Raw genomic sequence first — 24,849 nt, 5'->3', positions numbered from 1 at the left:
GCATTGGCCCGGCAACGCTGCCGGGCCTACCTTGGTCTCACTTGGGGAACGGGACCAATCGGTTCTGTTCCTCATCCCACAGCTTTAGCCCAAGTGCCCGGACCGCTTCCGGGAATTTGATCCGCCGAGGGGCGACTTCGGGCGGCAGGCTGTGATGGCATTTGCGCAGCCGGTATGACGGTATACGTGAATTCAGGTGGTGGATGTCGTGTAGCGTGATGCAGGCAACGGCCATGTCAAAGAACCAGCCAAAATCCAGACAAGACGACCCCTGAATAGCTGCAACATGGGGGTCAAGGTCCGGACGGCGATCCCAATATGTGTCCTCAAAATTATGCTGCAGATAGACCAGAAACACTCCAATCATCCCACCAAGGAACGAAAACCCCAGCCAAACCCACAAACCGGTCACGCCAGCCAGTTGGTAAATGATAGTCAGGTATATCAGTATCGCCAGATTGTGCAGGAGCACGCCCGTAAGTCCAAACTTCAACGTATTCTTAGGCCAACGGTAGCGAATGAAATAGGTAAAGGCCGACCCAAGTGGCACCAGCACAAAAGGGTTCCGGTACAACCGATAAAACAACCGCTGCCAAAATCCCGCCTGCTGCCATTCAGACAGTGTCATGGTGTTGATTTCGCCTGTCTCGCGATGCTCCAGATTGCCGATATTGGCGTGGTGCAGGTTATGGTTCTGCTTCATCACCTCAAAAGGTGCAAAAGTGAACGGGGAGAGCACATGGCCGGCAATTTCATTCTGGCGGCGCGTTTCAAACAGTGAGTTGTGGCCAGTGTCATGTTGCAACACATAGAGCCGCACAGCTGCAAAGGCATTTGTAATCCCGGCAGGCGCCATCAAGTACCATTGGTCCGAAAATTGGATGGCCAGCGTTAGGGACAGAAAGTAGACGGCAAAAGTTCCGAAATAGCTCAACGAGGCAAGCCTATTGTCCTTGTCACAATATTGGCGTGTGTATGCTCTCAGATCCATGTTCAATTCCATAAGTATGTATTGTGACGCCCCAATGAAAACAGGGTGCAGTTAATTCGCTTAAAATCTAATATTCCTTTGCATTTGAACAAGAGGCAAGCCCCTCAAAAAAATTGGGTGCATACCAAACGGGCTGAACCTCCAAAATACAAAAAAGGCGACCACAGAGTGCCGCCTTTCCACGTCTTGTCCGTTCAAGTGGCTAATGCTAGCCGCGTTGAGGTCCTTTTAGGTGTTTCCTCAACTTGCTTGGCGGTGCTTTTTTACGCCCTTTAAAGGGGTTTTTATCGTTCTGTGACCGCAGTGTCAGCCGGATCGGTGTACCCGGCATGTCGAAGTCCTGGCGCAGCCCATTGACCAGATACCGCTTATAGCTTTCCGGCATTTTGTCAGGGTGAGAACACATCACAACAAATCCTGGTGGCCGGGTTTTGGCTTGGGTCATATAGCGCAGCTTAATGCGCTTTCCCTGCGGTGCGGGTGGCGGGTGTTGCTCTAGCATGCCAATCAGCCAGCGATTTAGGGCTGCGGTTGGTACCCGACGGTTCCAAACGTCATGCGCTCTCATGATCGCCTGTTGCAGGCGGTCTAACCCACGGCCGGTTTTAGCTGATACCGTGATCAAGGGAGCACCACGCAGCTGTGGCAGGAGGCGAGTGAACGATTCTTTGAGATCGCGCAGTTTATCCTGCTTATTCTCTTCGATATCCCATTTGTTAACCGCAACAACCACTGCGCGGCCCTCTCGCTCAGCCAGATCCGCAATGCGTAGATCTTGTTGCTCAAAAGGAATATCGGCGTCCAACAGAACGACAACCACCTCAGCAAACTTCACTGCGCGCAGACCATCAGAGACTGAGAGCTTTTCTAGTTTTTCCTGAACCTTGGCCTTCTTCCGCATACCGGCGGTGTCGAAGATCCGCATCGGCACCCCGTCCCATTCCATGCGCAGGCTGATAGCGTCACGGGTAATCCCGGCCTCAGGGCCAGTCAAAAGGCGTTCTTCCCCCAGGATCTGATTGATCAGGGTAGATTTACCTGCATTGGGGCGCCCCACCACGGCCACTTGCAGTGGTTTGGCCGTCGTCGGCACTGGCACGGTGTAATTTTCTTCGTCGTCGTCATCATCTTCATCTAGATCGACGTCGGTTTCTGGCGTGTCCTGAACAGCCTGCGCCTCAAATTGGTCGGCCAATGGCATCAGCTGTGTGTAAAGATCATTCAGACCTTCGCCATGCTCAGCCGAGAGACGGATCGGTTCGCCCAACCCCAAATTATAAGCTTCGATCACACCTGCATCTGCAGCTGCACCTTCGCCTTTGTTCGCGGCCAAAACAACATTTGCAGACTTTTTGCGCAGAATGTCAGCGAACATTTCATCCAGCGGTGTCACCCCGGCGCGGGCATCGATCATGAACAGGCAGATATCCGCCATTTCTACCGCGCGCTCAGTCAGTCGGCGCATACGCCCCTGCAGCGAATCATCGGTAGCATCTTCCAGACCAGCAGTATCGATCACAGTAAACCGCAAGTCAGCCAGACGAGCCTCCCCTTCGCGCAGATCTCGAGTAACACCAGGCTGATCATCGACCAGCGCCAGCTTTTTACCAACAAGACGGTTGAACAGGGTGGATTTGCCCACATTTGGGCGGCCCACAATGGCGAGGGTGAAGGACATCGGATAAACTTTCAGCGGTTCAGATGCGCCCCATAGCGCATCCTGGCGTCAACGGAAAGCGTGCAATTCACCTTTTGTCGACACAACATAAAGAGTTTTGCCCACCACAATTGGTGCTGTAGTGGCTCCAGCGGGTACTTCAACGGTCCGTTGGAGGTTTCCATTTTCAGGGTTATACAATCGCATCTGCCCATCGTTAGACGCCACAATGACATTTCCACCAGCGAGAACTGGCCCATAGTGGGCGACAATTTCTCCGCGTTTTCCGGGTTTGGTTTTCAGATATCCAGGCAGGGGAACAGCCCAGATAACTTCACCCGAGTTCGCATCAAGACGTAACAGACGCCCCAGGTCACTCACTTGAAACAGGCTACCACCAGCAGGCCAAACAGGTCCCAATGCACCTTCGCGCGTGGTCCAGATCCGGCTGCCATCATCAACGTTAAAGGCTGCTGTACGGCCAGAATGATTGCCTACATAAGCGCGTTTGCCGACGATCACCGGGCCGCCAGTGACATCGCCAATCCGCGCCGTTGAATGCCCAACCCGCTTGCCTGCGACACTCGCGCTCCACCGACGTAGCCCGCCAGTTCGAAATGTCGCGGTCAGATCACCCGACCCAAAAGCAAAAATTGCTAGATCAGAGGTTATAACAGGAGCAGGTGCGCCCAACACATTGGAGGCGCTGGGTGTCCCCGATATTTGCCAGGCAATGCGACCATCCTTGGTGTTTACCGCCCATCCGGTATCGTCACCAGCTGCAAGGTACACTAGCCCCCCACCAACGCTGGGCTGACCTGATCCGGTAGCTTCCAGTTTTTGACGCCAGATCTGTTTGCCGCTTTTGGCCTCTAGTGCTGTCAGAACTCCATAACCGGAAGAAACGTAGAGAACACCTTCGTGATAGGCCATCCCACCACCGGTAGAAGACCCATCAGAGGCGGGAATGATATCCGTTTTCCAAAGCACCTGCCCAGATGGCGAAACTGCAGAAACCTGCACATCGCTGTCCAATGTGTAAATCCGCCCGTCCCCGAATACAGGTGTCGCGGTGATACGTTGGCGGCGCTCATCGCCATTGCCAATTGAAACTGACCAGATTCGCTGCGGTGTCGCGCTGAGGGCTGGGTGCGCAGTACGATAGGCTTCGATACCATGGCTCTGTGGCCAGGCCGCATTTGATGTTTGCTGCGACAAACTGATGGCGCGAGATTGATTCTCGACACGCCCAGTATTGCCTTCACGTATGTCTTCGCGCTGTCCCTGCAGAATGACTTCGGGATCTTTACAGGCTGTGAGTGTCAGCAGCAAAGCGCCGCCAAGCAGGGCTATCCCTGCCCTAGAGGTGGATATTGCTGCTGTCATTGCCCTGCCCTGTCTTCTTCCAATTCACTCACCTGCATAACCATTTACATGGTCTTAAGTCACCCTTGAGAAGGTGTCTCAACTTCCAGCTTACCGCCAAGAGCTACAATCACTTGGCGAGCGCGATCTTGCAAGTCTGCACGAACCTCAGCGTCTTCAATAATGGCACGCAACCGAGTAATTGCCGCCTCTACATCACTTTCGGCAATGTCGATCAATGCCAGCTGTTCCTGCGCCAACAGACGCAAAGGCGCCCCTGGCTGAGAAAGCGCTTCATATTGCAACCGCCGGTCCTGAACGGATAGCGTATCGTGCTGCAATGCCAACGCCTTATAAGTGGCAGTATGACGGTAGATCAGTAGCAGATCTGCATTGAGGGCAACTTCGCCAAGCAATGCAACCGCAGCCGGGACTTGATCGGAATTGGCCAGTGCCCCGGCCTGCAGCATTTTCAGAATGGCATCACCACCTGGTGTCTCTGCTGTTACAGTCGCCAGCGACTCCGCACGTTTGTCTGTATCGTTTTCGGCCAGCGCAGCGATTATTGAATCCCCAAGAGCCTCTGCGGACGCTGTGGTGCGGGCCTGATCGAACTCACGATAAGCGGCACCGCCCACTATAACAGCCACCACAACACCGCCTATCCAACCGTACCGCTTGAGGGCCTGGAACATACGGTCGCGACGAACCTCTTCGGTTACCTCGTCGATAAAACTGTCAGCGTCGCTCATCAATTCGTCCCTGATATGCCCGGACAACGCCGGGGAGTTTGTCTCTTTTGCCTCTCATACAGCGCCTTAAGGCCCAAGCCAAGTGGCGCAATCATCTAGCCATGAAGACAAAGTCGAAAAGAAAAGCAAGAAATGTGATCTAAACTACTTAGTTTAGAGTGGACAATGCTTATATGCGTCCTATGACTCTGCACCCAATGATCCGCAGGGATATTATTTTCGAGCCCAATTGGGCCACCAATGACTTGAGAAGGACCCAAGATGCGCTTGATTCCATTACTGACGGCTATCGTGGTAGCAGCCAGCCTTTATATGCTGGTCATCGAACGCGACGCGTTAATGGCATTTGCCCTTGGCGAAAACCCTGAAACGTCCATCGCTTCAACTGAAGATGTGGTAACTGATCCTGTAGAATCAAGCACTGAAGTTGCGGAAAACCGAATTGGTGTTGTGGTCTTACGTAGCGAATCCCGCGCCCTCGATAGCGCGGTAATCCTGCGAGGCCAAACTCAGGCGGCTCGTCAGGTTGAAGTCCGCGCCGAAACTTCGGCGACGGTGATTTCCGAACCTCTTCGTAAGGGCGCTCAGGTTAAAACCGGCGATTTGCTTTGCCAACTCGCCCCAGGGACACGTCAGGCAGCAATGCTTGAAGCACAGGCCCGCCTTTCCGAAGCGCGTTCGCGTGTACCCGAAGCCGAAGCCCGCCTTGAAGAGGCCCGTGCCCGTCTGAAAGAAGCGCAGATCAACAACAACGCGTCTCGTAAACTTTCCGAAGGTGGTTACGTTTCCGATACCCGTCTGGCCGCGACCCAAGCCGCTGAACGCGCTGCAATTGCAGGCATCGCGTCTGCTGAAACCGGATTGCAAACAACCAGCGCTGGGATCGAATCCGCAGTTGCTGCTGTGGCCGCAGCACAAACGGAAATTGACCGGTTGAGTATCACGGCACCGTTTGATGGCTTACTGGAAAGCGACACTGCCGAGCTGGGTAGCCTGATGCAACCCGGCAGCCTTTGCGCAACGGTTATTCAACTCGACACCATAAAGGTTGTTGGTTTTGTGCCAGAAACCGAAGTGAACCGGATCCAGGTTGGCGCACTGGCCGGAGCCGAATTGGCCGCAGGACAGCTGGTACAGGGTGAGGTGACCTTCCTAAGCCGTTCTGCAGACCCAAGTACGCGGACTTTTGAAGTCCAGGTCACAGTGTCAAATGCCAACTTGTCAATTCGTGACGGCCAAACTGCCGACATTGCCATCTCTGCTCCTGGTGACCGCGCCCACAAACTTCCGCAGTCTTCACTGACTTTGAACAACGAAGGCCAATTGGGCGTTCGGGTGGTCAACCATAGCCAGGTTGTTGTGTTCTACCCTGTGAAGCTGCTGAGGGATGAGGCAGACGGGGTTTGGATTTCCGGCCTGCCAGAAGTTGCTGACGTCATTGTAGTAGGGCAGGATTTCGTCGTCGACGGCGTACCCGTAAATCCGACCTACCGTGAGGCTTCGCAATGATCGGAGTCGTCAGCTGGGCCGCCGAACGGGCCCGAATGGTTATAGCTTTCATTATCATTTCGATTCTCGTTGGCGGCTTTGCCTATTCCAGCCTTCCCAAAGAAGGTGAGCCGGATATTGAAATCCCGGCTTTGTTCATCTCAGTCCCCTTCCCTGGGATTTCGGCCGTGGACGCTGAAAGCCTGCTGGTCAAAGTTATGGAGACAGAACTGGCCGACCTTGATGGGTTGGACAAGATGAGCTCTACCGCTGCCGAAGGCTATGCCGGGGTCGCGCTTGAGTTTGATTTCGGTTGGGACAAAACGGCTGTGATGGCCGATGTGCGGGACGCGATGAATTCGGCCGAGGCTAATTTCCCTGATGGTGCCGACGCCTATACCATCAACGAAATCAACTTCTCTGAATTTCCGATTGTCATTGTCAACTTAACTGGTGATGTGCCCGAGCGCGAGATGGCGCGCATTGCCAAGGAATTGCAGGACGATTTTGAATCGATCGACTCAGTCCTCGAAGCCGGGATTGCAGGTAACCGCGATGAAATGGTCGAGGTATTGATCGACCCTCTTCGTCTTGAGGCGTATAACGTCACCGCATTGGAACTGATTAGTGTTGTTCAAAACAACAACCAGCTGATTGCTGCGGGTGAAGTTGAAACCAACCAAGGTACGTTCTCGGTCACCATTCCGTCGTCGTTTGACGACGTGAGCGACATCTACACATTGCCGATTAAAATCAATGGCGACCGCGTGGTTACACTGGGTGAGCTGGCCGAGATCAACTTTACTTTTGAAGACCGCAAAGGAACGGCCCGCTTTGATGGCGACAACACCGTTGCGCTGCAGGTTGTCAAACGCAAAGGCTATAATCTGATCGACACAGTCGACCAGGTGAAGGCAACCTTGGCAGCCGCGCAGGAAAAATGGCCCGAAGAATTGCAGGCCGCCGTGACCGTCGGCACATCAAACGACCAGAGCCGCGTTGTTGGGTCCATGGTCCGCCAGCTGGAAGGCTCGGTTTTGACTGCGGTTGCGCTGGTGATGATTGTGATCCTCGCCTCGCTGGGTAGCCGCGCGGCGTTTCTGGTTGGCTTTGCTATTCCAACCTCTTTCCTGCTATGTTTTGCCTTCCTGGCCCTGATGGGGATCACCATTTCAAACATGGTGATGTTTGGCCTGATCCTGGCCGTGGGGATGCTGGTGGATGGTGCGATCGTCGTGGTAGAATACGCCGACAAGCGTATCAAACAAGGCATCGGCCCAATGCACGCCTATGTTGAGGCCGCGCAGCGCATGTTCTGGCCTGTTGTCTCGTCGACTGCCACAACGCTTTGTGCCTTCCTGCCCATGTTGTTCTGGCCTGGCGTTCCGGGTGAGTTCATGAGCATGCTGCCCATCACCTTGATCTTTGTTCTGTCTGCCTCGCTCTTGGTGGCGTTGATTTACCTGCCAGTTGTAGGTGGTGTTTCTGGCCGGATGAGCCGTGTTTTCGAACACCTGTCTGATGGGCTGCGTGCGGTACTGCCTTGGTGGATCCGCATCCCATTGGTGCCTCTGCCGATGTACGGTATGTTTGTTGGTGCCATGCAGATGTTGAACCCGGGTTACATCATGGCTGACGGCAGCACAGGTATTGGTCCACTTTTGGTCGGGGCACTATTGCTGATCCTGTCAGCCTTTGCTGCCTCGGTTGTTCTCGGGGCAGCTGGTTTTCAGCGCCGTGAAAAAACTGTCGAGCCCGGATATCACCACACCGCTTTCGGACATTTCATCAAGTTCATTGTCGGCAATCCGGTGATGCCTATTGTAACAATTGTCGCCGTCGGCTTCGCCATTATGACAGTGTTCACGGCCTTTGGTGAAAACAACAATGGCGTTGAATTCTTTGTGGATACCGAACCAGAACAGGCCACTGTCTATGTCCGTGCCCGCGGCAATACCTCGCTGGTCGAGAACGACGCGCTGGTGCAGCTGGTTGAGGAAGTCATTTCCGCCCACCCGGCAGTGATCAACGTCTTTGCCTTTGCTGGCGAAGGTGGTCTGGACACCGGCGGCCCCGGTGGCGGCCAGTCACCTGCTGATACTGTTGGTCAGGTCCAGTTCGAAATCATTGCATGGGAAGATCGCCCAACACAGACTGAGACCTGGTTTTTTGGCCTGCTGAACCGTCGCGTCACCGCCACTGATTTTGACGGCAAAACCGTGATCGCCGAACTTGAGACCGAGCTTGCCAAACTGCCCGGATTCATCGCAGAAATGGCCGTGTTGGAACAAGGCCCCGGCTCAGGCAAGCCAATACACCTGCGTCTCAAGGGGGACGGCTGGGACGAATTGACCACCGCAGCACTGGCAGCGCGGGCACACTTTGAACAAACGCCAGGCCTAATCCTGATCGAAGACAGCCTGCCCCTGCCCGGCATCGACTGGGAAATCAACGTCGACGTAGAAGAGGCCGGCCGCTATGGTGCGGATGTGGCCACTGTTGGTGCGATGGTTCAATTGGTAACCCGTGGCATCTTGCTGGACACCATGCGGGTCGACAGCTCAGATGAAGAAATCGAAATCCGTGTTCGTCTGCCTGAACAAGACCGGGTTCTGTCAACGCTGGACAACCTGAAACTGCGCACAGCTGATGGGCTGGTCCCCTTGTCTAACTTCATCTCGCGCCATCCTGTTCCTAAACTGGCTGAGATCAGCCGCGTTGGGCAGCAACGGTATTTCGATGTCAAAGCTGACGTCGCTCCGGGGTTGAGCAAGATGATCGGTACTGATCCGGAGACCGGGGAAGACGTTCGGCTCGGCTTGTTCAAAACACTGGGTGAAAACGACAGCGCAAGCGGCGAAGTTTTCGACGGCCCAGGTGGCACCCGCCTCGAACTGGTGCAGCTGACTGGTGCATCGTCCAATGAAGATTTGCATCTCGCCCTTGAAAACGGTGCACGGTTTGCTCCGGTCAATGCAACAGAACGGATTGAAGTTTTGACGGAGTGGTTGGACACCAACCCTCTGCCCGCTTTGGTCACACCGGAATGGACCGGCGATCAAGAAGAGCAGGCCGAATCCGGTGCCTTCCTTATGAATGCCTTTGCTGGTGCGCTTGGGCTGATGTTCGTGATCCTGCTGGCGCAGTTCAACTCGTTCTACAACTCGATCCTGGTACTGCTGGCGGTGGTTCTGTCCACCACTGGTGTTCTGATCGGTATGATGGTGATGGGGCAGTCGTTCTCAATCATCATGACTGGGACCGGCATTGTGGCGCTGGCCGGGATTGTGGTGAACAACAACATAGTTCTGATCGACACCTATCAGGAATTCAGCCAACGCATGCCAAGGATCGAGGCGATCATTCGCACCGCCGAGGCGCGAATCCGTCCGGTGCTGCTGACGACGATCACCACTATGGCCGGTTTGGCCCCGATGATGTTCGGCCTTAGCCTTGATTTCATCGACGGTGGGTACTCCATCAACAGTCCGACGTCGCTGTGGTGGAAGCAACTTGCGACCGCAGTGGTGTTTGGTCTTGGCATCGCCACCGTTCTGACACTGGTTGTGACGCCATCCATGTTGGCTATCCGGATCTGGCTGGGGACCTACTTGTCCTGGATGGGTCGGCTTTTGGCTCGGATCACCGGTGGCCGGTCCAGTCGCATTGCACAGGACATGAGACTAGCGCGCAAAGCCCGCAAAATGCCAACCACCGAGATCTTGTGGGATGAGCCAACCACAAAGACAGCTCGCACTGCTATCAAGGCAGCAGAGGCGGACACCCCGTCCCTAAGTGCAGCAGAGTAGCTGAGGCTTAAATCCGGCTGAGTTCAAAATGGGGAGGGCGTCTAGTGCCCTCCCCATTGCCATTCAGGCGACAGGTATAGTTTGGTTTCTAAATTCACCGTATCTAAGTGCCTTGCCAGCGGTTCACAGCAACCAAGTCACGGGTAGCCAACCAATCAGTCGTACTAGAAATCTGGAGAACACGGTCGACCCCGGTTCAATCTGGAACTGACGCTGGTCTCCGGAGGCCAATGTCTCCAGCCACTCGGTACCGCCATCCGCCCGACGGCGAACCTGGTAAGCGCGGACTTTCATTTCTCCAGAATACCCGGGAAATATCGTTCGGGCTAAGTCAGATTCCCGTATCAAAAAACCCATTTCGGTATTCAGATGAGCCGAACGCGGATCAAAATTGAAGGAGCCGACAAACAGGTCTTCTTGGTCGATGACAAAAGCCTTGGCATGCAGGCTGACCTGCGTCGAACCAATCAACCCGAACTGATCCCGCAGATCTACGTTCTCATCGTCTTCTTGGGTTGCCTTGAGTTCGAACACCTGAACACCAGCGTCCAACAGGTCGTCTCTGTATTTCAGGTATCCACCATGCACTGGCAGTACGTCTGTGGCCTCTTGTGCATTAGTCAGGACCCGAACCTTTACCCCCTGCTCCGCCCAGCCAGACATCATCGCAGTTAACCGCTTACCCGGTACAAAATAAGCGGACACCAGATCAACACTTTGCTGCGGTGTGCCCAAGATCTGACCTAGGCGGTTGATCATCAACTGTTCGGGGGCGACGCGGCTCTGTCCTTTGGCTGGATCGTCACTAACCATATTCAGATCGGCCCATTCAAATCCCAAAGCGCCATCCCGAAGATGCTCCATCAGATCAGAGGACAGTACCGATGTGGCAAATTGGCGGGCGCCTAAGGTATCTTCTATCGCAGTAACCGAGGCCTCAAGCAGGCTGCCCTCTGTATCCCCTGCAGCCGGCAAGATCAGACCCACCGGCACGGCTGACGGGCTTGCCCAGTAGAGGTCAAAATCCTGCGATGTCTCAACCGCTGCCGGACCCAGCGCAACCACATCAAGATCGAAGTAATTCACCCCGGCATTATGGGCAAAGTAGATATCGCCAACATTGCGGCCACCAACAACAGTAGCCACTCCGTCCACGGTGAAGGATTTATTGTGCATCCGGCGGTTGATGCGCGCAAAATCAAACAGGTAAGTCAGCATGCGTGGGTTACGCAGGACAAACGGATTGAACAGACGAACTTCGATATTTGGATGCAGATCCAATTCCACCAGTTCACCGTCTAAGTTGGGTGTTCCATTGTCATCCAGAAGCAGCCGCACCCGCACGCCACGATCTGCTGCACGCCGCATGGCATCCAGCAACATCAATCCAGTGGCGTCGTTGTTCCAGATATAATATCGCACATCGATACTGTGTTGCGCCGCTTCGGCCAACAACATCCGTGCGGCGAATGCGTCTTGACCTTGACGCAGGGGAGCAACGCCAGACCTGCCAGCGTGTTGCAAGGCCAAGGGCAGCACCTCGCCCCCCAAAAGCGTCTCCATTGACGGTGCCTGTGCAGTACTGTGGGTTCGGTCTGGCGACGTTGGCACCTTAAAGGTCCATTGGAAACCCAGACTGACAACAAAAAAGCCAAGAATGAAGAACAGCAAGAGACGAAAGAAACGAAGCATGAATGTTACCCGAATTGCCTGTTTTCGACGTCAACCTATCGCCACGACCATGTGACATCAACGACGCTTTCCCTCATAGGGTGAGCTACGGTTTCAAAGACTTAATGTCTTCCCCGGCTGCAGGTGGTTCCATTGATCAAACCAGTCACGCCTGCCTCAATCCAACATCCTATACCTGAATGAGTTACCACTCATTTTCCTCGTTGGCTGTGTTTACCAGCTGATAAATTGATCTACTTCTGCAACAAACTAATCTGGCAAAACGTCAAAACCGAACCAAACGATCCTTACTCAAAAGCAGAAACAGACAACCTCTTTTCTGACATCAGATGTTGGACAACATAGGCAAGTGAAAGAGTATCATCTAAGGCGTCATGTCCTCTCAATGGGGGATGCTCAATTCCAAAATAGCTCACCAAACCGCTGCTGGGTGTTCGCTTAATATCTTCATAGGGCATCCCTGCCGCCAGCAGCAACCGGCAGGCATTGTCAAATCGGGTTGCAGGCAATGAAGGCTCAATCCCAGCGATGTAGCAACTGGTTGCTATCATGTTCAGCTCATCCTTACCCTAGGACCAAAGCTTAGACTCGCCTGCAAAATCAAATATCTGCTTATTCGCCTCGCTTAGCGCAACGCCTTCAGAATCAACCACGTCCTGGGAGATGCCCGTTAGCTTGGTGAAAAATGGGTCCAATTCATACGGCACACCGTTTCGATCAAAAGGCTGAATGAATATATTCAGCGTATCAACAATCTGAAACTTGTCAGTCAGGGCAATTTTTACGGCTCCGATTTGAACGATGACGGGGTCTGGATCATATGGACCACACCAAAACCGTCTGCGGGCATCTTCTGTGACCAAAAAATCGCAATCAAAAAATATGGCTGTCTGCATACCTAACTTCACCTTTTAAAATTGGGTCCGTAGACGACCTCCTGAGAAATAACATTCAAGAAAAACTTGGGAGCGCCCGCTTTATAACGCCCCACCCCTTGCATGCAGCATCAAACCTCTCTCTCCAAACTGCATTGGATGCAGTTAACGAACGCCAGGTCGAGTTTTTCAGCTCCGCTTGCACCGTCTTAGCTTATGCGGCCTCACCATCGGCCTGCTGTCGGTTCCAAAGATGAGCATAGCGCCCTTCACGCGCAATCAGGTCGTCGTGGGTACCCAGTTCACAAATCTCACCTTGTTCCAGCACCACAATCTGATCCGCCTCAGCGATCGTAGACAGACGGTGCGCAATGGTAATCACTGTGCGCCCTTGTCCGGCTCGCACCAGTGCCTCTTTGATCTCTTGTTCGGTGTCACTGTCCAATGCAGATGTGGCCTCATCCAACAGCAGGATCGGAGGGTTCTTGAGCAACGTGCGCGCAATACCTACCCGCTGCTTTTCCCCCCCCGAGAGCTTCAAACCGCGTTCGCCCACAGTGGTGTCATAGCCATCTGGCAGCGAGAGAATGAAATCGTGAATCTGGGCGTCGCGAGCAGCCTGTTCAATCTGCTCTTGACTGGCGTTTTCACGGCCATAGCCAATGTTGTAACCAATGGTATCGTTGAACAGCACTGTATCCTGCGGCACCACGCCAATGACGTCATGCAGGCTGGACTGACTGACGTCACGCACATCCTGACCATCAATCAATAACGAACCACCGGTAACGTCATAAAACCGGAACAGTAACCGACCGATGGTTGATTTCCCCGATCCTGTAGATCCAACAATGGCAACTGTTTGCCCGGCCTCAACTTGCAACGACACGCCCTTGAGGATTTCTCGCTCTGGGTCATAGCCAAACCGCACGTCTTTCAATGTGATGCGCCCGCCATTGACCGCCAGCTTTGTCGCCCCCTTACGATCTGAAACATCTGCGGGTTGTTCCAGCAGGTCAAACATTTCGCCCATATCCACCAGGCTCTGACGAATTTCGCGATAAACTGTACCAAGGAAATTCAGCGGCACAGTAATTTGGATCATATAGGCGTTGACCATAACAAAATCACCAACCGTCAAGGTCCCAGCCTGAACGCCTATAGCCGCCAGCACCATCACGCCAACCAGACCTGCGGTAATCAGAACACTCTGACCAAAATTCAGAAACGCCAGCGAGTAGGCCGTTTTTAGGGCTGCGGCAGCATAGGCCCGCATAGCGCCATCATAGCGTTTTGCCTCGCGAGCTTCTGCGCCAAAATACTTGACCGTTTCATAGTTCAGAAGGCTGTCGATTGCCTTTTGGTTGGCATCTGTGTCTTGCTTGTTCATTTCGCGGCGCAGCTTCACTCGCCACTCGGTGACCGCAAATGTAAACCAAAAATACAGCCCAATCGTCCCCGCAACGATCAGCAGGTAACGCACATCAAATAGCACTGCCAGAATAACGGCCACCATGGTCAGTTCCAGGATCAGTGGCCCAACCGAAAAGAGCATAAACCGAAGCAAGAACTCGACGCCTTTGACACCTCGTTCGATAATTCGGCTCAAGCCACCCGTCTTGCGGGTGATATGATAACGCATCGACAGGCGGTGAATGTGGGTGAAGGTCTCCAAAGCCAACCGGCGCAGGGCACGCTGGCCTACCGGCGCAAATATGGCATCTCGTAGCTGCTGAAAGCCAATCGTCAGGATCCGCGCCATGCCATAGGCTACGGTCAACCCAATTGCACCAAGCGCAAGGTCGGGCACACCTTCAGCGGCCAAACTGTCAACTGCGCCTTTATACAGAACAGGGGTATAGACCGCGATCACCTTGGCAAATACCAGCACAGCGAGTGCCAGCACTACCCTGTACTTCACCCAAGCTTGCCCATCAGGCCATAGATAAGGCCACACACGGCGTAAGGTACGCAGACTAGAACGTCGTTCGTCGCGGGCGGTTATATCGTCTGGCTGGGTCATGGCGTTTCCTTGCTAGCCCTCAGAGATAGGTGTTAGCCGAAGGATTGACCAGATGGGCAATATGAAAAACGCGCCCGGAAGGGCGCGTTTCACAATCTTATTCAGGACTTATTCCGGGATGGAGAAAATCTGCCCCGGATAAATGAGGTCGGGATTGCGGATTGCTTTCTTGTTGGCCTCAAACACCCGAACATACAGCAGCCCATCACCATATCGTTCGCGCGAGATCGCCCAAAGCGTATCACCTTCCTGTACTGTCACTGCACGCACCAATGGCGCGGCTTGCACCGGGTTACCCTCTGGCACTGCTGGCGGCCTTAGAGCTTCGGGCGATTCCCGTTTGAACGGCGTTTCCAGACGGCTCAACACCTTGCCTGCAGGATCCAGTTCATCCAAGCGCAGAGTGTAAATCCCCGGTGCGACATCGCCCAACTGAACTTTCCAGTGGCCATCCACAGCCGCCCGAATATCCGCTACCGGGCTGTTGTCCAAGTATACCCGAACCAATGACTCTGGGCCTGCCCGTCCAGCCAACTGAACAGCACCTTCATCGCTGTAACTGATCGTATCCAGTGCAACTTTACCCAGCAGCTCTGGTTCGGCAGGAATAGCGGGTTGTATCAGTTCTACACCGCTGGAATCGGTTTTAAGCACCGCAATGGCAATTGGAGAAGGCTGTGGCTGCGGTGCGATTTCGGTCGTCGGTTTTGCGACAGCCTGTGGAGTCGCCTCACGAGCCTCTGCAACTTGCACATGGCTTGCCCCATCATCAGGCTTTGGTGTGCTCTCAGCTGAAGATGACTCTTCAGTTGAATTGCTTGCAACTTGTGTGTCCTCAGAAACGGCGTGTTCCTGTGTATCTGTCGACGCAATTTCGGTGCTTGAAACATCGTCGTCGGTGCTATCTGAAACATCTGACGTTTCTTCTGCGACCGTCACATCACTCTGCTCATCAACTACGCTCGCAATTTCAGTACCAGCTTGTTTCGGTTGCAACTCAGCTGCTGCCAATTCCGAAGGCACCAGGACAGGTTGCGGCGGCTGTTCGGCCTGCGGCTCTACCGCAGCAACTGCCACGCTGGGCGCCAGAATAAAGCTGGCATCCGACGTGATAACCTGACCATCAAAAGCCGCTTGCAGTGAAACGACACGGGCCTGTGCACTTGGTTCAATAGAGGTAAACGAGACGAACTCCCCCCCTTTTTGAACCTGAAACTGATCCAAGACATTATCATCCAACAAAACAGAAACCTGCACACCTGCCTGCGCCCGGCCGGCGATGACGCCTGCACCGTCTGCGTCAAAGCGAACCAGATCCAGTTCAGGCGCAATTAGAACAAAAGCTGGCTCCTCTACAGCTTCGGGAATTGCTGTCTCTGGTTCTTGCTGGGACACAGCCTCGGCCTGTTCTGTTTGCTCAACAGGAGTTTCCTGCGGGTTGGTGGCCTCCGCAGTATCAGAGACCTCTGTCTCATCTGCAGGAGGAATAGCAGTCTCAGTTTTGGGTTCAGTCTCAGATTCAACAGGTTGCTGAGAAACGCCCTCAGTGGCATCTGCAGTGCTGACCTCACCAACCTCAGCAGGAGTATCGGACACGCTGCTCTCATCTGCCACTTCGGCTGAGGGTGTACCAGGTTGTGGTGAAACAGTCTCGGCAAGGTCAGGCTCTACATCGTCGCTCATTCCAGCAACGGCATCATCCGATACCTCGGGTGTTTGGTCTTCCACAGTTTCGACAGGCTGACTTGTTGTTTCAGCAACACTTGGCTCGGCCTCGACCTGTGTTTCAACACCCGCTTGCGCATTTGAATTGGCGGGCTCAGTCGCAACAATAGGGCTCGAGCTGACATCCGTGTCCGGAACCGTAACGACGGCTTCTTCCACAGTTTCGACTTGGTCTACTGCAGCAGGGTCATTTTTGAACACCCCCATTTGCATGAGCACCACTCCGCCAATCACCACCGCAACAGTTGCGATGCCGCCAATTGCCAGGGCGCCCAGCCCTCCGCTTCCGGCTGTTGCCGCCATAGTCTTCCTTCCCATCTGCGGGACATCCCCACCCGCTGAGTTGAGCCAATCTATCAATCTCGTTATCAGGGGTCAAAGCACGTCTTCGTCCCTGAAGATTCAACAGTGAAAGGTCGGCCCATGCCTGTAAAATCCGTCTGTGTGTATTGCGGATCCCGTTTCGGAGCAATGCCCGCCTATACCGAAGCTGCAAAAGCCTTGGGAATAGGGCTTGCAGAGCACAATCTACGTCTTGTTTACGGCGCGGGTGATGTTGGGCTGATGGGCACAGTCGCGCGTGCAGCCCAAGCCGCAGGGGGGACGACCTTTGGCGTTATCCCCGAACATCTCGAACGGCGTGAGGTCGGAAAGTCCGATCTGACAACATATGTAGTCACTGAGACCATGCATGAGCGCAAAAAGGTGATGTTGTATAATGCGGACGCAGTCGTGGTTCTTCCTGGAGGTCCAGGTTCTTTAGACGAGTTGTTCGAAGTTTTAACCTGGCGCCAGCTGGGGCTGCACAACAAACCAATCGTGATCCTAAACACTGATGGCTATTGGGAAAAACTGCGCGCTTTGTTAGAGCACGTGGTTGAACAAGAGTTTGCAGACACCAGCCTGAACCAGTTTCTGACATGGGTAGAAACTCCGGCACAGGTCTTGGAGGTACTGCGCTCATAGCGTCTCAATACCTACAGCCTCCGTTTTCACTTTATGGCGTCTAGGACCAACAAAGAAGCCCTGACACCAAATGGGAAGACTTTCGGCGCTGTTTTGTCCCCCTAACCCCGTCAGATCGCTTGATCGAGGGCAAGAATGCTCGTACTTTGAAAATCGGTACTCGTTGGTAGGTCGCCCGATCACGGCCCCTATAGATGGAGAAAGAGAATGCGCCCAAATTTCTCTCTAACCGCGCTACTGTCGGCAATGCTGCTTTCCACCAGCCCTGCGTTTGCCGAACTTGTCAGGTATGCCACAATTGATTACGCGCCTTATGCGCTTCACGATGATCCTCAGGGACGTCTGGGCCTGTTTGTTGACATAAACACGGCCATCGCCGACCGAGCAGAGCTTAACCATTCCGATACCCTCCTTCCGATCTCCCGAGTCATAAAGAACTTGGAGCATGATGTTTCCGACTGCGGTGTCTTTCTTCTGACATCTATTAGCAAGGAGGCCTATATTCCGGTCGCAAAAATTCTGGACCGGTTTGACACAATTATTATCAGCCGCCCCGGTCTGAAAATTACCCAAGAGGCCGACCTGAGCAACCAACGTCTGGCGATACCAAGAGGCAGCTTTGAAGGCTCTACGATTGCAACCGATCCAAATATCGATCGCGTTCTTACAAATAACGCCGAGCAAAGTGTACACCTGCTGAAGGCAGGTCGCGTGGATGCTATTGCCGGCACATCGCTCAATATTCTGTACCAGCTTTCCCTGGAAGGCATGAGCCGAAATGAGATTGGAGACATTTTTACCTATGAGCGCCAAGAGGTTTGGCTGCAATGCGCTAAAAATCAGCTATCCGAAGAGACAATTACAAAACTTCGGCAAGCGACGGATGCTTTAAGACTGGAAGGTGTCTTTGACACATTTGTCAGGCGCTATATTTCTGAAGCATTTAGTTCGCCCAAAACGTGATGGGGTCGATGACAGCTGATCTGCAATGCCATTGAAACTGATGACCGTTGAACCATTGACGTCGCTTTGCCAGCGTCTCGATTTGTTTGATAAAAGTCAGCTCCCAGTTCTAATGAGCTCGCCCTGTCATAGACTTTTTCTCTACGTTGAATGTTGCAAAAATTCGTAAGGGCCGATTTTTAAATCATCACTGTATGAAGCGGTCGACCACTATGTGAACTACAACAACGTCCCTCACCACATCTTCAATGGCAAGTCGACTGGCCCGCAAGATTGATGGCCGACCAGACCTCATTTTAGAGTACCTTATGATAAACCGCCTTTGTGTACTCGGTCTCTGTTTAATCGGCTCTTCCAATGGGCTGCATCCTCAACCTCTCAACGCAGATGGCGCGCATGGATGGGAGTGGCAGTTATGCCGAGTAGGACCTGATACTTGATGCAGAGCACGGCGTTCCCTGCACAAAGTGCAGAAATTACTGCCGCCGCGCCCAACAATTGCCGGGTTTACTCGTGATTTTCAAAGATCGGGATCTCACCAGACGTCGGGGTGATTGCAATCCTTTCTAAGGCCCAGATACAGAAAACCCGCCGACAATCGCCGACGGGTTTAAAATCAAACTGCTATCCAGAGCTTAGCCCAGACGGGAAGCAACGTTTTCCCAGTCAACCAGGTTGTCGAGGAAGTTCGACAGGTAGGCAGGACGCTTGTTGCGGAAGTCGATGTAGTACGAGTGCTCCCATACATCGCAGCCCAGCAGTGCGGTCTGACCAAAGCACAGCGGGTTCACACCGTTCTCAGTCTTGGTCACAGAAAGTGAGCCGTCCGCATTCTTGACCAACCAGGCCCAGCCAGAGCCGAACTGACCTGCGCCAGCAGCCGAAAACTGCGACTTGAACTCGTCAACCGAGCCAAAGTTCTCAACCAGAGCTTTTTCCAGATCACCGGGCATGACGTCGCCGTTGGGGCCCATCATTTTCCAGAATTCGTTGTGGTTCCACAACTGGCTGATGTTGTTGAAGATACCGTTCTGAGCAACCGAAGATGCGTCATAGGTGCCAACAATGATCTCTTCCAGCGATTTACCGGCCCAATCGGTGCCTTCGATCAGCTTGTTGCCGTTGGTCACATAGGCGTTATGGTGCAGGTCATGGTGGTACTCCATGGTTTCTGCGGACATACCTTTGGCAGCCAGCGCGTCGTGTGCATAGGGAAGATCGGGAAGTTCAAAAGCCATCTGAGACACCTGTCAAATTAAGTTGCGTTTCCTAGCTGATACATGCGGTGCGGACAGTGGCGGGTCAAGGGTGAAGACCACACCTTGCCCCCCTATATTGCCGCAGTGCTCCACAACCTATGTGCACAGTTCAACAGCCGCCTAAAAAAGAGACTTGCCTTTTACGGCTTGGCAATGTCCATCACCGCTAGGACTGTTGGTTACGTTCTCCATGGGAAAATTGCCGCGCATATTGAATGATCTCGTGGACGGATCATAGGTTGCCGAATAGTTGATACGTATTTTTCGATTACTTGAAGCCAACAAATCCAATTTCCATCTCATACGATATTTGCCACCACGAATAGTTTTAAACTTGGCAGAAATTGGACGCCCTTCGGCTTCATCGATAAAACCGTCGTACACTCGTGCCTGCAAGGTCTCAGGATCTACCGAGAACATCACTCGGGAGGGAACCCAGCCTTGTTCTTCCCAGCTGTTCAATGCGCAATCATAGGTTTGAACTCCGGCCAGTGCAGAACCGCTAAGCCCAATCCCAAACACCGCACCAAGTATAATTTTCTTCATATTGAGTCCCTATATTTCTTTGCATTTTAAGAGGTTACTTTTAGTCCAATCGGACACAGATTCCCGATTTCTCAGAACTGATTGGCTGCCATCTAACATCAACAGAGCGCGTCAGAGCTTTCATGCTCTTTTTATTTAAGAACACTGAAAAACCGTGATTATACCAATTGACGCCGTAGTTTCCTCCTCGCCCGGATGCACCTTTTTGCATCGCTTCAGGAGTGAACTTGTAGTCGCGTCCCTGCCACTGAACAGACGCAACTCTAATGTTATTTCGCTTCACTGTTAGCGGGCCTGGCTGGGTCACAACGCCGGGAATTTCAACCTTCAGCAACTTCCCTATCCGTTGGTAAGCATCGAGCTCTATCACAACACGGGTCGGAGTTGGCTTGGCGATATGCCCCTGCTCAAAGGTATATTCGTAGACATCAGCAACGGCAGGGTTTGTCACAAGAAACGATGTTGCAGATAGGCAGGCCAACAAAACAGTAGTTATTGGTCTCATTTAGATCTCTATTATACATATTTGAAAATGGATCAGAAACTGTCAAAGCTGAACACATGTTCCGGAACTGTGACCATTCATCGAGTGATTATGCCTGATGGTATCAGACCGTGTCATCGCTTTCATATTATGTTTCTTCAAAAAAATCGAAAAGCGATGTTTGGAAAATTCTATTCCCTGATAATTACCGCTCGCTCCTTGCGCTCCTTTCTCCTTAGCCGCGGTACTGAATTCATATCCCTTTCCCAACCATTCAATTGACAAAACTTTGATATTGTTACGAACAACCTTGGCCGAACCACGCGAGCTGACTACGCCTGGAATTTCCACGACCTCCAGTTTCGCATATGAACTGAAGGCATCCACAGAGAAGACAATTTTAGTTGGTGTAGGAAGGCTCAACCTGCCTTCGGCGAATGTACATTCATATTTGGTGATTTCCGAGGCCGCTGATGTTGCGGAGGCAGCAAGCAAGGCTGCGACAAGTGTGTATTTAATTATTTTTTTTCCAATGCAGTCGAGCGGACCATAACGGCCACAACCAGAAGCACAACAAAAAACACCGCCCTCTAACTGAAGGCGGTGTTGAATTACAAAAGTCATAATTTTCAGACTAGTAGACGCCAACCTCAGACTGAGGTTGCGCTGCGGTGCTTAACAGGGTGAACACATAGTCGGCGACGGAACGAAAGCAAACGATGTGGAATGTTTCGTCGTGATCCAGCCAAAACGCCGCCGCCACTTGCGCCATACGGGTCCGGCGGAATTGACCGGGAACAAAGGCGTCCACGGACATGTCCACGGGGCAAAGCTTGGCCAGTACTTCGCGCGCGCCCTCTCCCGACACCCGGAACACTGCACGGGCGTCTGAAACATTTGCTGCCAGGGCATGCTCACCTTTCAGGCCTGCGTTGATTTCGGCCAACTTGGCTTCGACCTCTTCGTAGCGAACCAGCACCAATAGCTCATCCGGCGACATCCAGCATAACCCGCCGTCTTCGCTCAGCTCAACTTTACCAGAGACTGGCATGGCCGCCCCAGTGGCCGATTTGACTGCATCTTTCAGCTTGGCAGAAGACAGATCACCCCGCAGGGTTATCATGCCAGCCAAGCCACCTTCTGTGACAGAGGCCATACCGCTGAACGCAGCTCCGTTCAGCGCGCTAACAGGATCAGACATTCTGCTTCTCCCCTTCTTTGTCATAGAAAACCTGATCAACGATCTTGGCCTTGTAAATCGTGCCGTCGGTGCCCGGGAACTCAATCACTTCGTCTGTGCGCTTGCGCCCGTTGTGCACCAACCCCATGGCGATGCCTTTGTTCATGGTCGGTGAATGGTAAGTTGAGGTCACCCTGCCAATTACGTTGCGTTGCCCATTGGCATTGAGACCATTGCCGGTTGCATAAGCTCCGTCTGGCAGAACCGATCCGTCTACGGTTTCCAGCCCCACCAATTGCCAACGGTCCGGATCCGCCATGTGCGAGCGTAATTGTGCCCGCTTACCAAGGAAGTCTTCCTTTTTCTTGGAGATCGCCCAGCTCAACCCCAGATCCTGTGGGATCACGGTACCGTCGGTTTCATCACCAATCATGATAAAGCCCTTCTCGGCCCGCAGGATGTGCAGGCATTCGGTGCCATAAGGCATCACGCCGAACTCTTGTCCTGCCTCCAGAAGCGCCGTCCAGAACGCCATGCCCTGACTGGCAGGAACTGCGATCTCGTAAGACAGCTCACCCGAGAAAGAGATCCGGTAAGCGCGGCAGTCGAACTCACCGATTTTGCCATCCCGCCATTCCATAAACGGCAGTGCTTCTTTGCTGACATCCATGCCGCCCAGTTTCTCCAGCACCTTACGGGCGTTGGGACCAACCACAGCAACCTGTGCCAGTTGCTCGGTGACATTGGCAACATAGACTTTCCAGTCCCACCATTCTGTCTGCAGCCACTCTTCCATGTGGCCGTGAATACGCTCGGCGCCGCCGGTGGTGGTGTGGCACAGCCAGGTATCCTCATCGATGCGGGCCACAACGCCGTCATCGATCAGAAATCCGTTTTCAGAACACATCAGGCCATAGCGGCATTTGCCGACCTTCAGGTTGGACATCATGTTGGTATACATCATGTCCATAAACCGGCCGGCATCGGCACCTTTGACAATCAGCTTGCCAAGGGTAGAGGCATCCAGCAGACCCAGGTTCTTGCGGGTGTTGGTCACCTCACGTGCCACGGCCTCTTCGACGCTTTCGTTTGAGCGGACAAAAGCATAGGCGCGGCGCCAGTGACCGACCGGTTCCCAATCAGCCCCATTGGCGTCATGCCAGCCGTGCATCGGCGTTTTACGGACCGGCTGGAAAATCTCACCACGCGCCTCGCCACCAATCGCACCCATGGAAATCGGTGTGTAGGGTGGACGGAACGTAGTGGTTCCAACCTGTGGAATTTCCGACCCCAACGTATCAGCCAGAACCGCCAAACCGTTGATGTTGGAAAGTTTCCCCTGATCGGTTGCCATACCCAGCGTGGTGTAACGCTTGGTGTGTTCGACGCTTTCATAGCCTTCACGCGCCGCCAGCTGAACGTCGGACACCTTGACGTCGTTCTGGTAATCCAACCAGGTTTTCATTCTCAGCTTGATGTCCGCCTTGGCGGGCATCAGCCAAATCGGCTGCATCGGAACTTCGTCGCTGTCAGAGGCGACCGCTGCGGTACCTGTTTTGGCCGCAAAGCCCGCAGCCTCGGCCGCAGCAGATCCAGCGGCACTGGCATCTGCCATGACGCCACCCAAATCCATCGCACCGTTGGCAGAGCCAGCCGCGATAACAAAACCGGATCCATCGGCCCCCAATGGAGGTCGCGAGGCATCGGGGCGGAAATGCGCCTGAGCCTCATCCCAGATCAACTTGCCGCCGCAATGGGACCACAGGTGCACCACAGGTGACCAACCACCTGACATCGCTACGGCATCTGCCGCTATTTCTTCCTGAGCACCACCTTCGCCATCCTGCGCGCAAATCGCAACTTTGGCGACACGCTTACCACCTGTGACTTTGGCGATAGCCCGGCCGGGCTCGACACGAATGCCAAGCTGGCGCGCTTCCTCCATCAAGGCCCCACCGCCAGCGGGTCGTGCGTCCAGAATACGGGTTACTTCGACACCCGCCTTATGCAGTGTGATAGCTGTGCGATAAGCATCGTCGTTGTTGGTCACGACCACAACACGTTTGCCCGGGGTAACCCCCCAGTTCACAACATAATCACGCATGGCACCTGCCAGCATCACACCCGGCACGTCATTGCCTGCAAAAGACAGTGGGCGCTCGATCGCACCGGTTGCCGTCACAATCTGCTTCGCGCGGATCCGCCACAGGCGGTGGCGCGGGCCAGCCTCTCCTGGGGTGTGGTCGGTCAAGCGTTCATAGCCCAACACATAGCCGTGGTCATAAACCCCCGACCCCATGCAGCGGGTGCGCAGGGTCACGTTATCCATCGCAGCCAGTTCGGCGAGCGTCTTTTCAATCCAGGCCTGAGGGTCAGTATCGTCGATAGAGCCACCATCAACAGGGGCACGGCCACCCCAAGTGTTGGTCTGCTCCAGCACCAGCACCTTAGCACCGGTTGCAGCAGCAGCCTTGGCCGCTTGAAGGCCTGCAACACCGCCCCCCACGATCACAACATCGGCAAAGAAATAGAAATGCTCGTACTGGTCGGCATCCTTTAGTTCTTTATCCGGCGCCTTACCCAGACCTGCGGAGTGGCGAATGATGGGTTCATAGACATGTTTCCAGAAGGCTTTGGGATACATGAACATTTTATAATAGAAGCCAGCGGGCAAGAACCTCGACAGGTGCGTGTTGATTGCGCCCACGTCGAATTCAAGGCTAGGCCAGTGGTTTTGCGACTGCGCCGACAGGCCGGCGAACAGCTCGGTTGTAGTGACCCGCTGGTTGGGCTCAAACCGGTTGCCATTACCCAGACCAACCAAAGCGTTGGGTTCTTCGGCACCCGAGGCCACAAGCCCGCGCGGGCGGTGGTATTTGAAGGAACGGCCCACCATCATCTGGTCATTGGCCAGCAGAGCCGAGGCCAAGGTGTCGCCTTCATAACCGGTCATCCGGTTGCCGTTAAAGGTGAACTCGATAGGTTTGGAGCGGTCGATCAACCGGCCCTGATTGGCAAGACGGGTGCTCATGTTACGGACCTTTCGCGCAGATCTGCGGTCGGAATTTGAGTAT

19 protein-coding genes are annotated in these 24,849 nt (G+C 53.7%); 4 read left to right on the top strand and 15 right to left on the bottom strand.

Annotated features, from left to right (window positions below):
* Window positions 1-37: 37 nt before the first annotated feature.
* From FEE96_RS16535 to FEE96_RS16520, 4 genes are all read right to left on the bottom strand, one after another.
* The gene (locus tag FEE96_RS16535; RefSeq protein ID WP_138164229.1) at window positions 38-991 is read right to left on the bottom strand and encodes a fatty acid desaturase; all 954 of its coding nucleotides are present in this window, start codon (window positions 989-991) and stop codon (window positions 38-40) included.
* Between the two features lie 208 nt (window positions 992-1,199).
* Window positions 1,200-2,669, bottom strand: a complete 1,470-nt coding sequence (gene der / locus FEE96_RS16530; protein ID WP_138164228.1) for a ribosome biogenesis GTPase Der — start codon at window positions 2,667-2,669, stop codon at window positions 1,200-1,202.
* A 48-nt stretch (window positions 2,670-2,717) separates the two neighbouring features.
* Window positions 2,718-4,034, bottom strand: coding sequence for a PQQ-like beta-propeller repeat protein (locus FEE96_RS16525; RefSeq protein ID WP_138164227.1), 1,317 nt, complete (start codon window positions 4,032-4,034; stop codon window positions 2,718-2,720).
* A 59-nt stretch (window positions 4,035-4,093) separates the two neighbouring features.
* Complete coding sequence (locus tag FEE96_RS16520) at window positions 4,094-4,765, bottom strand: hypothetical protein (RefSeq protein ID WP_138164226.1); 672 nt, start codon at window positions 4,763-4,765, stop codon at window positions 4,094-4,096.
* Between the two features lie 261 nt (window positions 4,766-5,026).
* On the opposite strand from FEE96_RS16520, the gene FEE96_RS16515 reads away from it, so the two are divergent.
* A complete protein-coding gene (locus FEE96_RS16515) occupies window positions 5,027-6,274 on the top strand; it encodes an efflux RND transporter periplasmic adaptor subunit (RefSeq protein ID WP_138164225.1) in 1,248 nt (415 codons plus the stop codon).
* Window positions 6,271-10,062 (top strand): efflux RND transporter permease subunit, encoded by a 3,792-nt coding sequence (locus FEE96_RS16510; protein ID WP_138164224.1) that lies wholly within the window; start codon window positions 6,271-6,273, stop codon window positions 10,060-10,062. Before FEE96_RS16515 ends, FEE96_RS16510 begins: the two co-directional genes overlap by 4 nt.
* Before the next feature lie 123 nt (window positions 10,063-10,185).
* Here FEE96_RS16510 and FEE96_RS16505 read toward each other — a convergent pair whose 3' ends face one another.
* From FEE96_RS16505 to FEE96_RS16490, 5 genes are all read right to left on the bottom strand, one after another.
* On the bottom strand, window positions 10,186-11,754 hold the full coding sequence (locus FEE96_RS16505) for a phospholipase D family protein (protein WP_138164223.1): 1,569 nt from the start codon (window positions 11,752-11,754) through the stop codon (window positions 10,186-10,188).
* Window positions 11,755-12,041: 287 nt separating this feature from the next.
* Entirely contained in the window at window positions 12,042-12,305 is a 264-nt protein-coding gene (locus tag FEE96_RS23695; RefSeq protein WP_212744788.1) for a 3'-5' exonuclease family protein, read from the bottom strand.
* Window positions 12,306-12,323: 18 nt separating this feature from the next.
* Complete coding sequence (locus FEE96_RS23690; RefSeq protein ID WP_212744787.1) at window positions 12,324-12,650, bottom strand: 3'-5' exonuclease family protein; 327 nt, start codon at window positions 12,648-12,650, stop codon at window positions 12,324-12,326.
* A 193-nt stretch (window positions 12,651-12,843) separates the two neighbouring features.
* Window positions 12,844-14,652: an ABCB family ABC transporter ATP-binding protein/permease gene (locus FEE96_RS16495; RefSeq protein WP_138164222.1), complete on the bottom strand. Its 1,809-nt coding sequence runs from the start codon at window positions 14,650-14,652 to the stop codon at window positions 12,844-12,846.
* Window positions 14,653-14,760: 108 nt separating this feature from the next.
* Window positions 14,761-16,680, bottom strand: a complete 1,920-nt coding sequence (locus FEE96_RS16490) for a LysM peptidoglycan-binding domain-containing protein (protein ID WP_171021738.1) — start codon at window positions 16,678-16,680, stop codon at window positions 14,761-14,763.
* A 120-nt stretch (window positions 16,681-16,800) separates the two neighbouring features.
* On the opposite strand from FEE96_RS16490, the gene FEE96_RS16485 reads away from it, so the two are divergent.
* Window positions 16,801-17,343 carry an LOG family protein gene (locus tag FEE96_RS16485; RefSeq protein ID WP_138164220.1) on the top strand — a complete coding sequence of 181 codons (543 nt, stop codon included), beginning with the start codon at window positions 16,801-16,803 and terminating at the stop codon, window positions 17,341-17,343.
* A 207-nt stretch (window positions 17,344-17,550) separates the two neighbouring features.
* Window positions 17,551-18,306, top strand: a complete 756-nt coding sequence (locus FEE96_RS16480; protein WP_138164219.1) for a substrate-binding periplasmic protein — start codon at window positions 17,551-17,553, stop codon at window positions 18,304-18,306.
* Window positions 18,307-18,941: 635 nt separating this feature from the next.
* Here FEE96_RS16480 and FEE96_RS16475 read toward each other — a convergent pair.
* The 6 genes from FEE96_RS16475 to FEE96_RS16450 form a co-directional block, all read right to left on the bottom strand.
* On the bottom strand, window positions 18,942-19,544 hold the full coding sequence (locus FEE96_RS16475) for a superoxide dismutase (protein WP_138164218.1): 603 nt from the start codon (window positions 19,542-19,544) through the stop codon (window positions 18,942-18,944).
* Window positions 19,545-19,685: 141 nt separating this feature from the next.
* Entirely contained in the window at window positions 19,686-20,111 is a 426-nt protein-coding gene (locus tag FEE96_RS16470) for a hypothetical protein (RefSeq protein WP_138164217.1), read from the bottom strand.
* A 40-nt stretch (window positions 20,112-20,151) separates the two neighbouring features.
* Window positions 20,152-20,616: a hypothetical protein gene (locus FEE96_RS16465; protein ID WP_138164216.1), complete on the bottom strand. Its 465-nt coding sequence runs from the start codon at window positions 20,614-20,616 to the stop codon at window positions 20,152-20,154.
* 42 nt (window positions 20,617-20,658) lie between these two features.
* Window positions 20,659-21,219, bottom strand: a complete 561-nt coding sequence (locus FEE96_RS16460) for a hypothetical protein (RefSeq protein WP_138164215.1) — start codon at window positions 21,217-21,219, stop codon at window positions 20,659-20,661.
* Window positions 21,220-21,229: 10 nt separating this feature from the next.
* Window positions 21,230-21,796: a sarcosine oxidase subunit gamma gene (locus FEE96_RS16455; protein WP_138164214.1), complete on the bottom strand. Its 567-nt coding sequence runs from the start codon at window positions 21,794-21,796 to the stop codon at window positions 21,230-21,232.
* Window positions 21,789-24,806 (bottom strand): sarcosine oxidase subunit alpha family protein, encoded by a 3,018-nt coding sequence (locus FEE96_RS16450; protein WP_138164213.1) that lies wholly within the window; start codon window positions 24,804-24,806, stop codon window positions 21,789-21,791. Before FEE96_RS16450 ends, FEE96_RS16455 begins: the two co-directional genes overlap by 8 nt.
* Between the last annotated feature and the right edge of the window lie 43 nt (window positions 24,807-24,849).

This window comes from Parasedimentitalea maritima, from assembly GCF_005771405.1.
Taxonomy (GTDB): domain Bacteria; phylum Pseudomonadota; class Alphaproteobacteria; order Rhodobacterales; family Rhodobacteraceae; genus Parasedimentitalea; species Parasedimentitalea maritima.
This window is presented reverse-complemented; position numbering and strand designations above follow the sequence as displayed.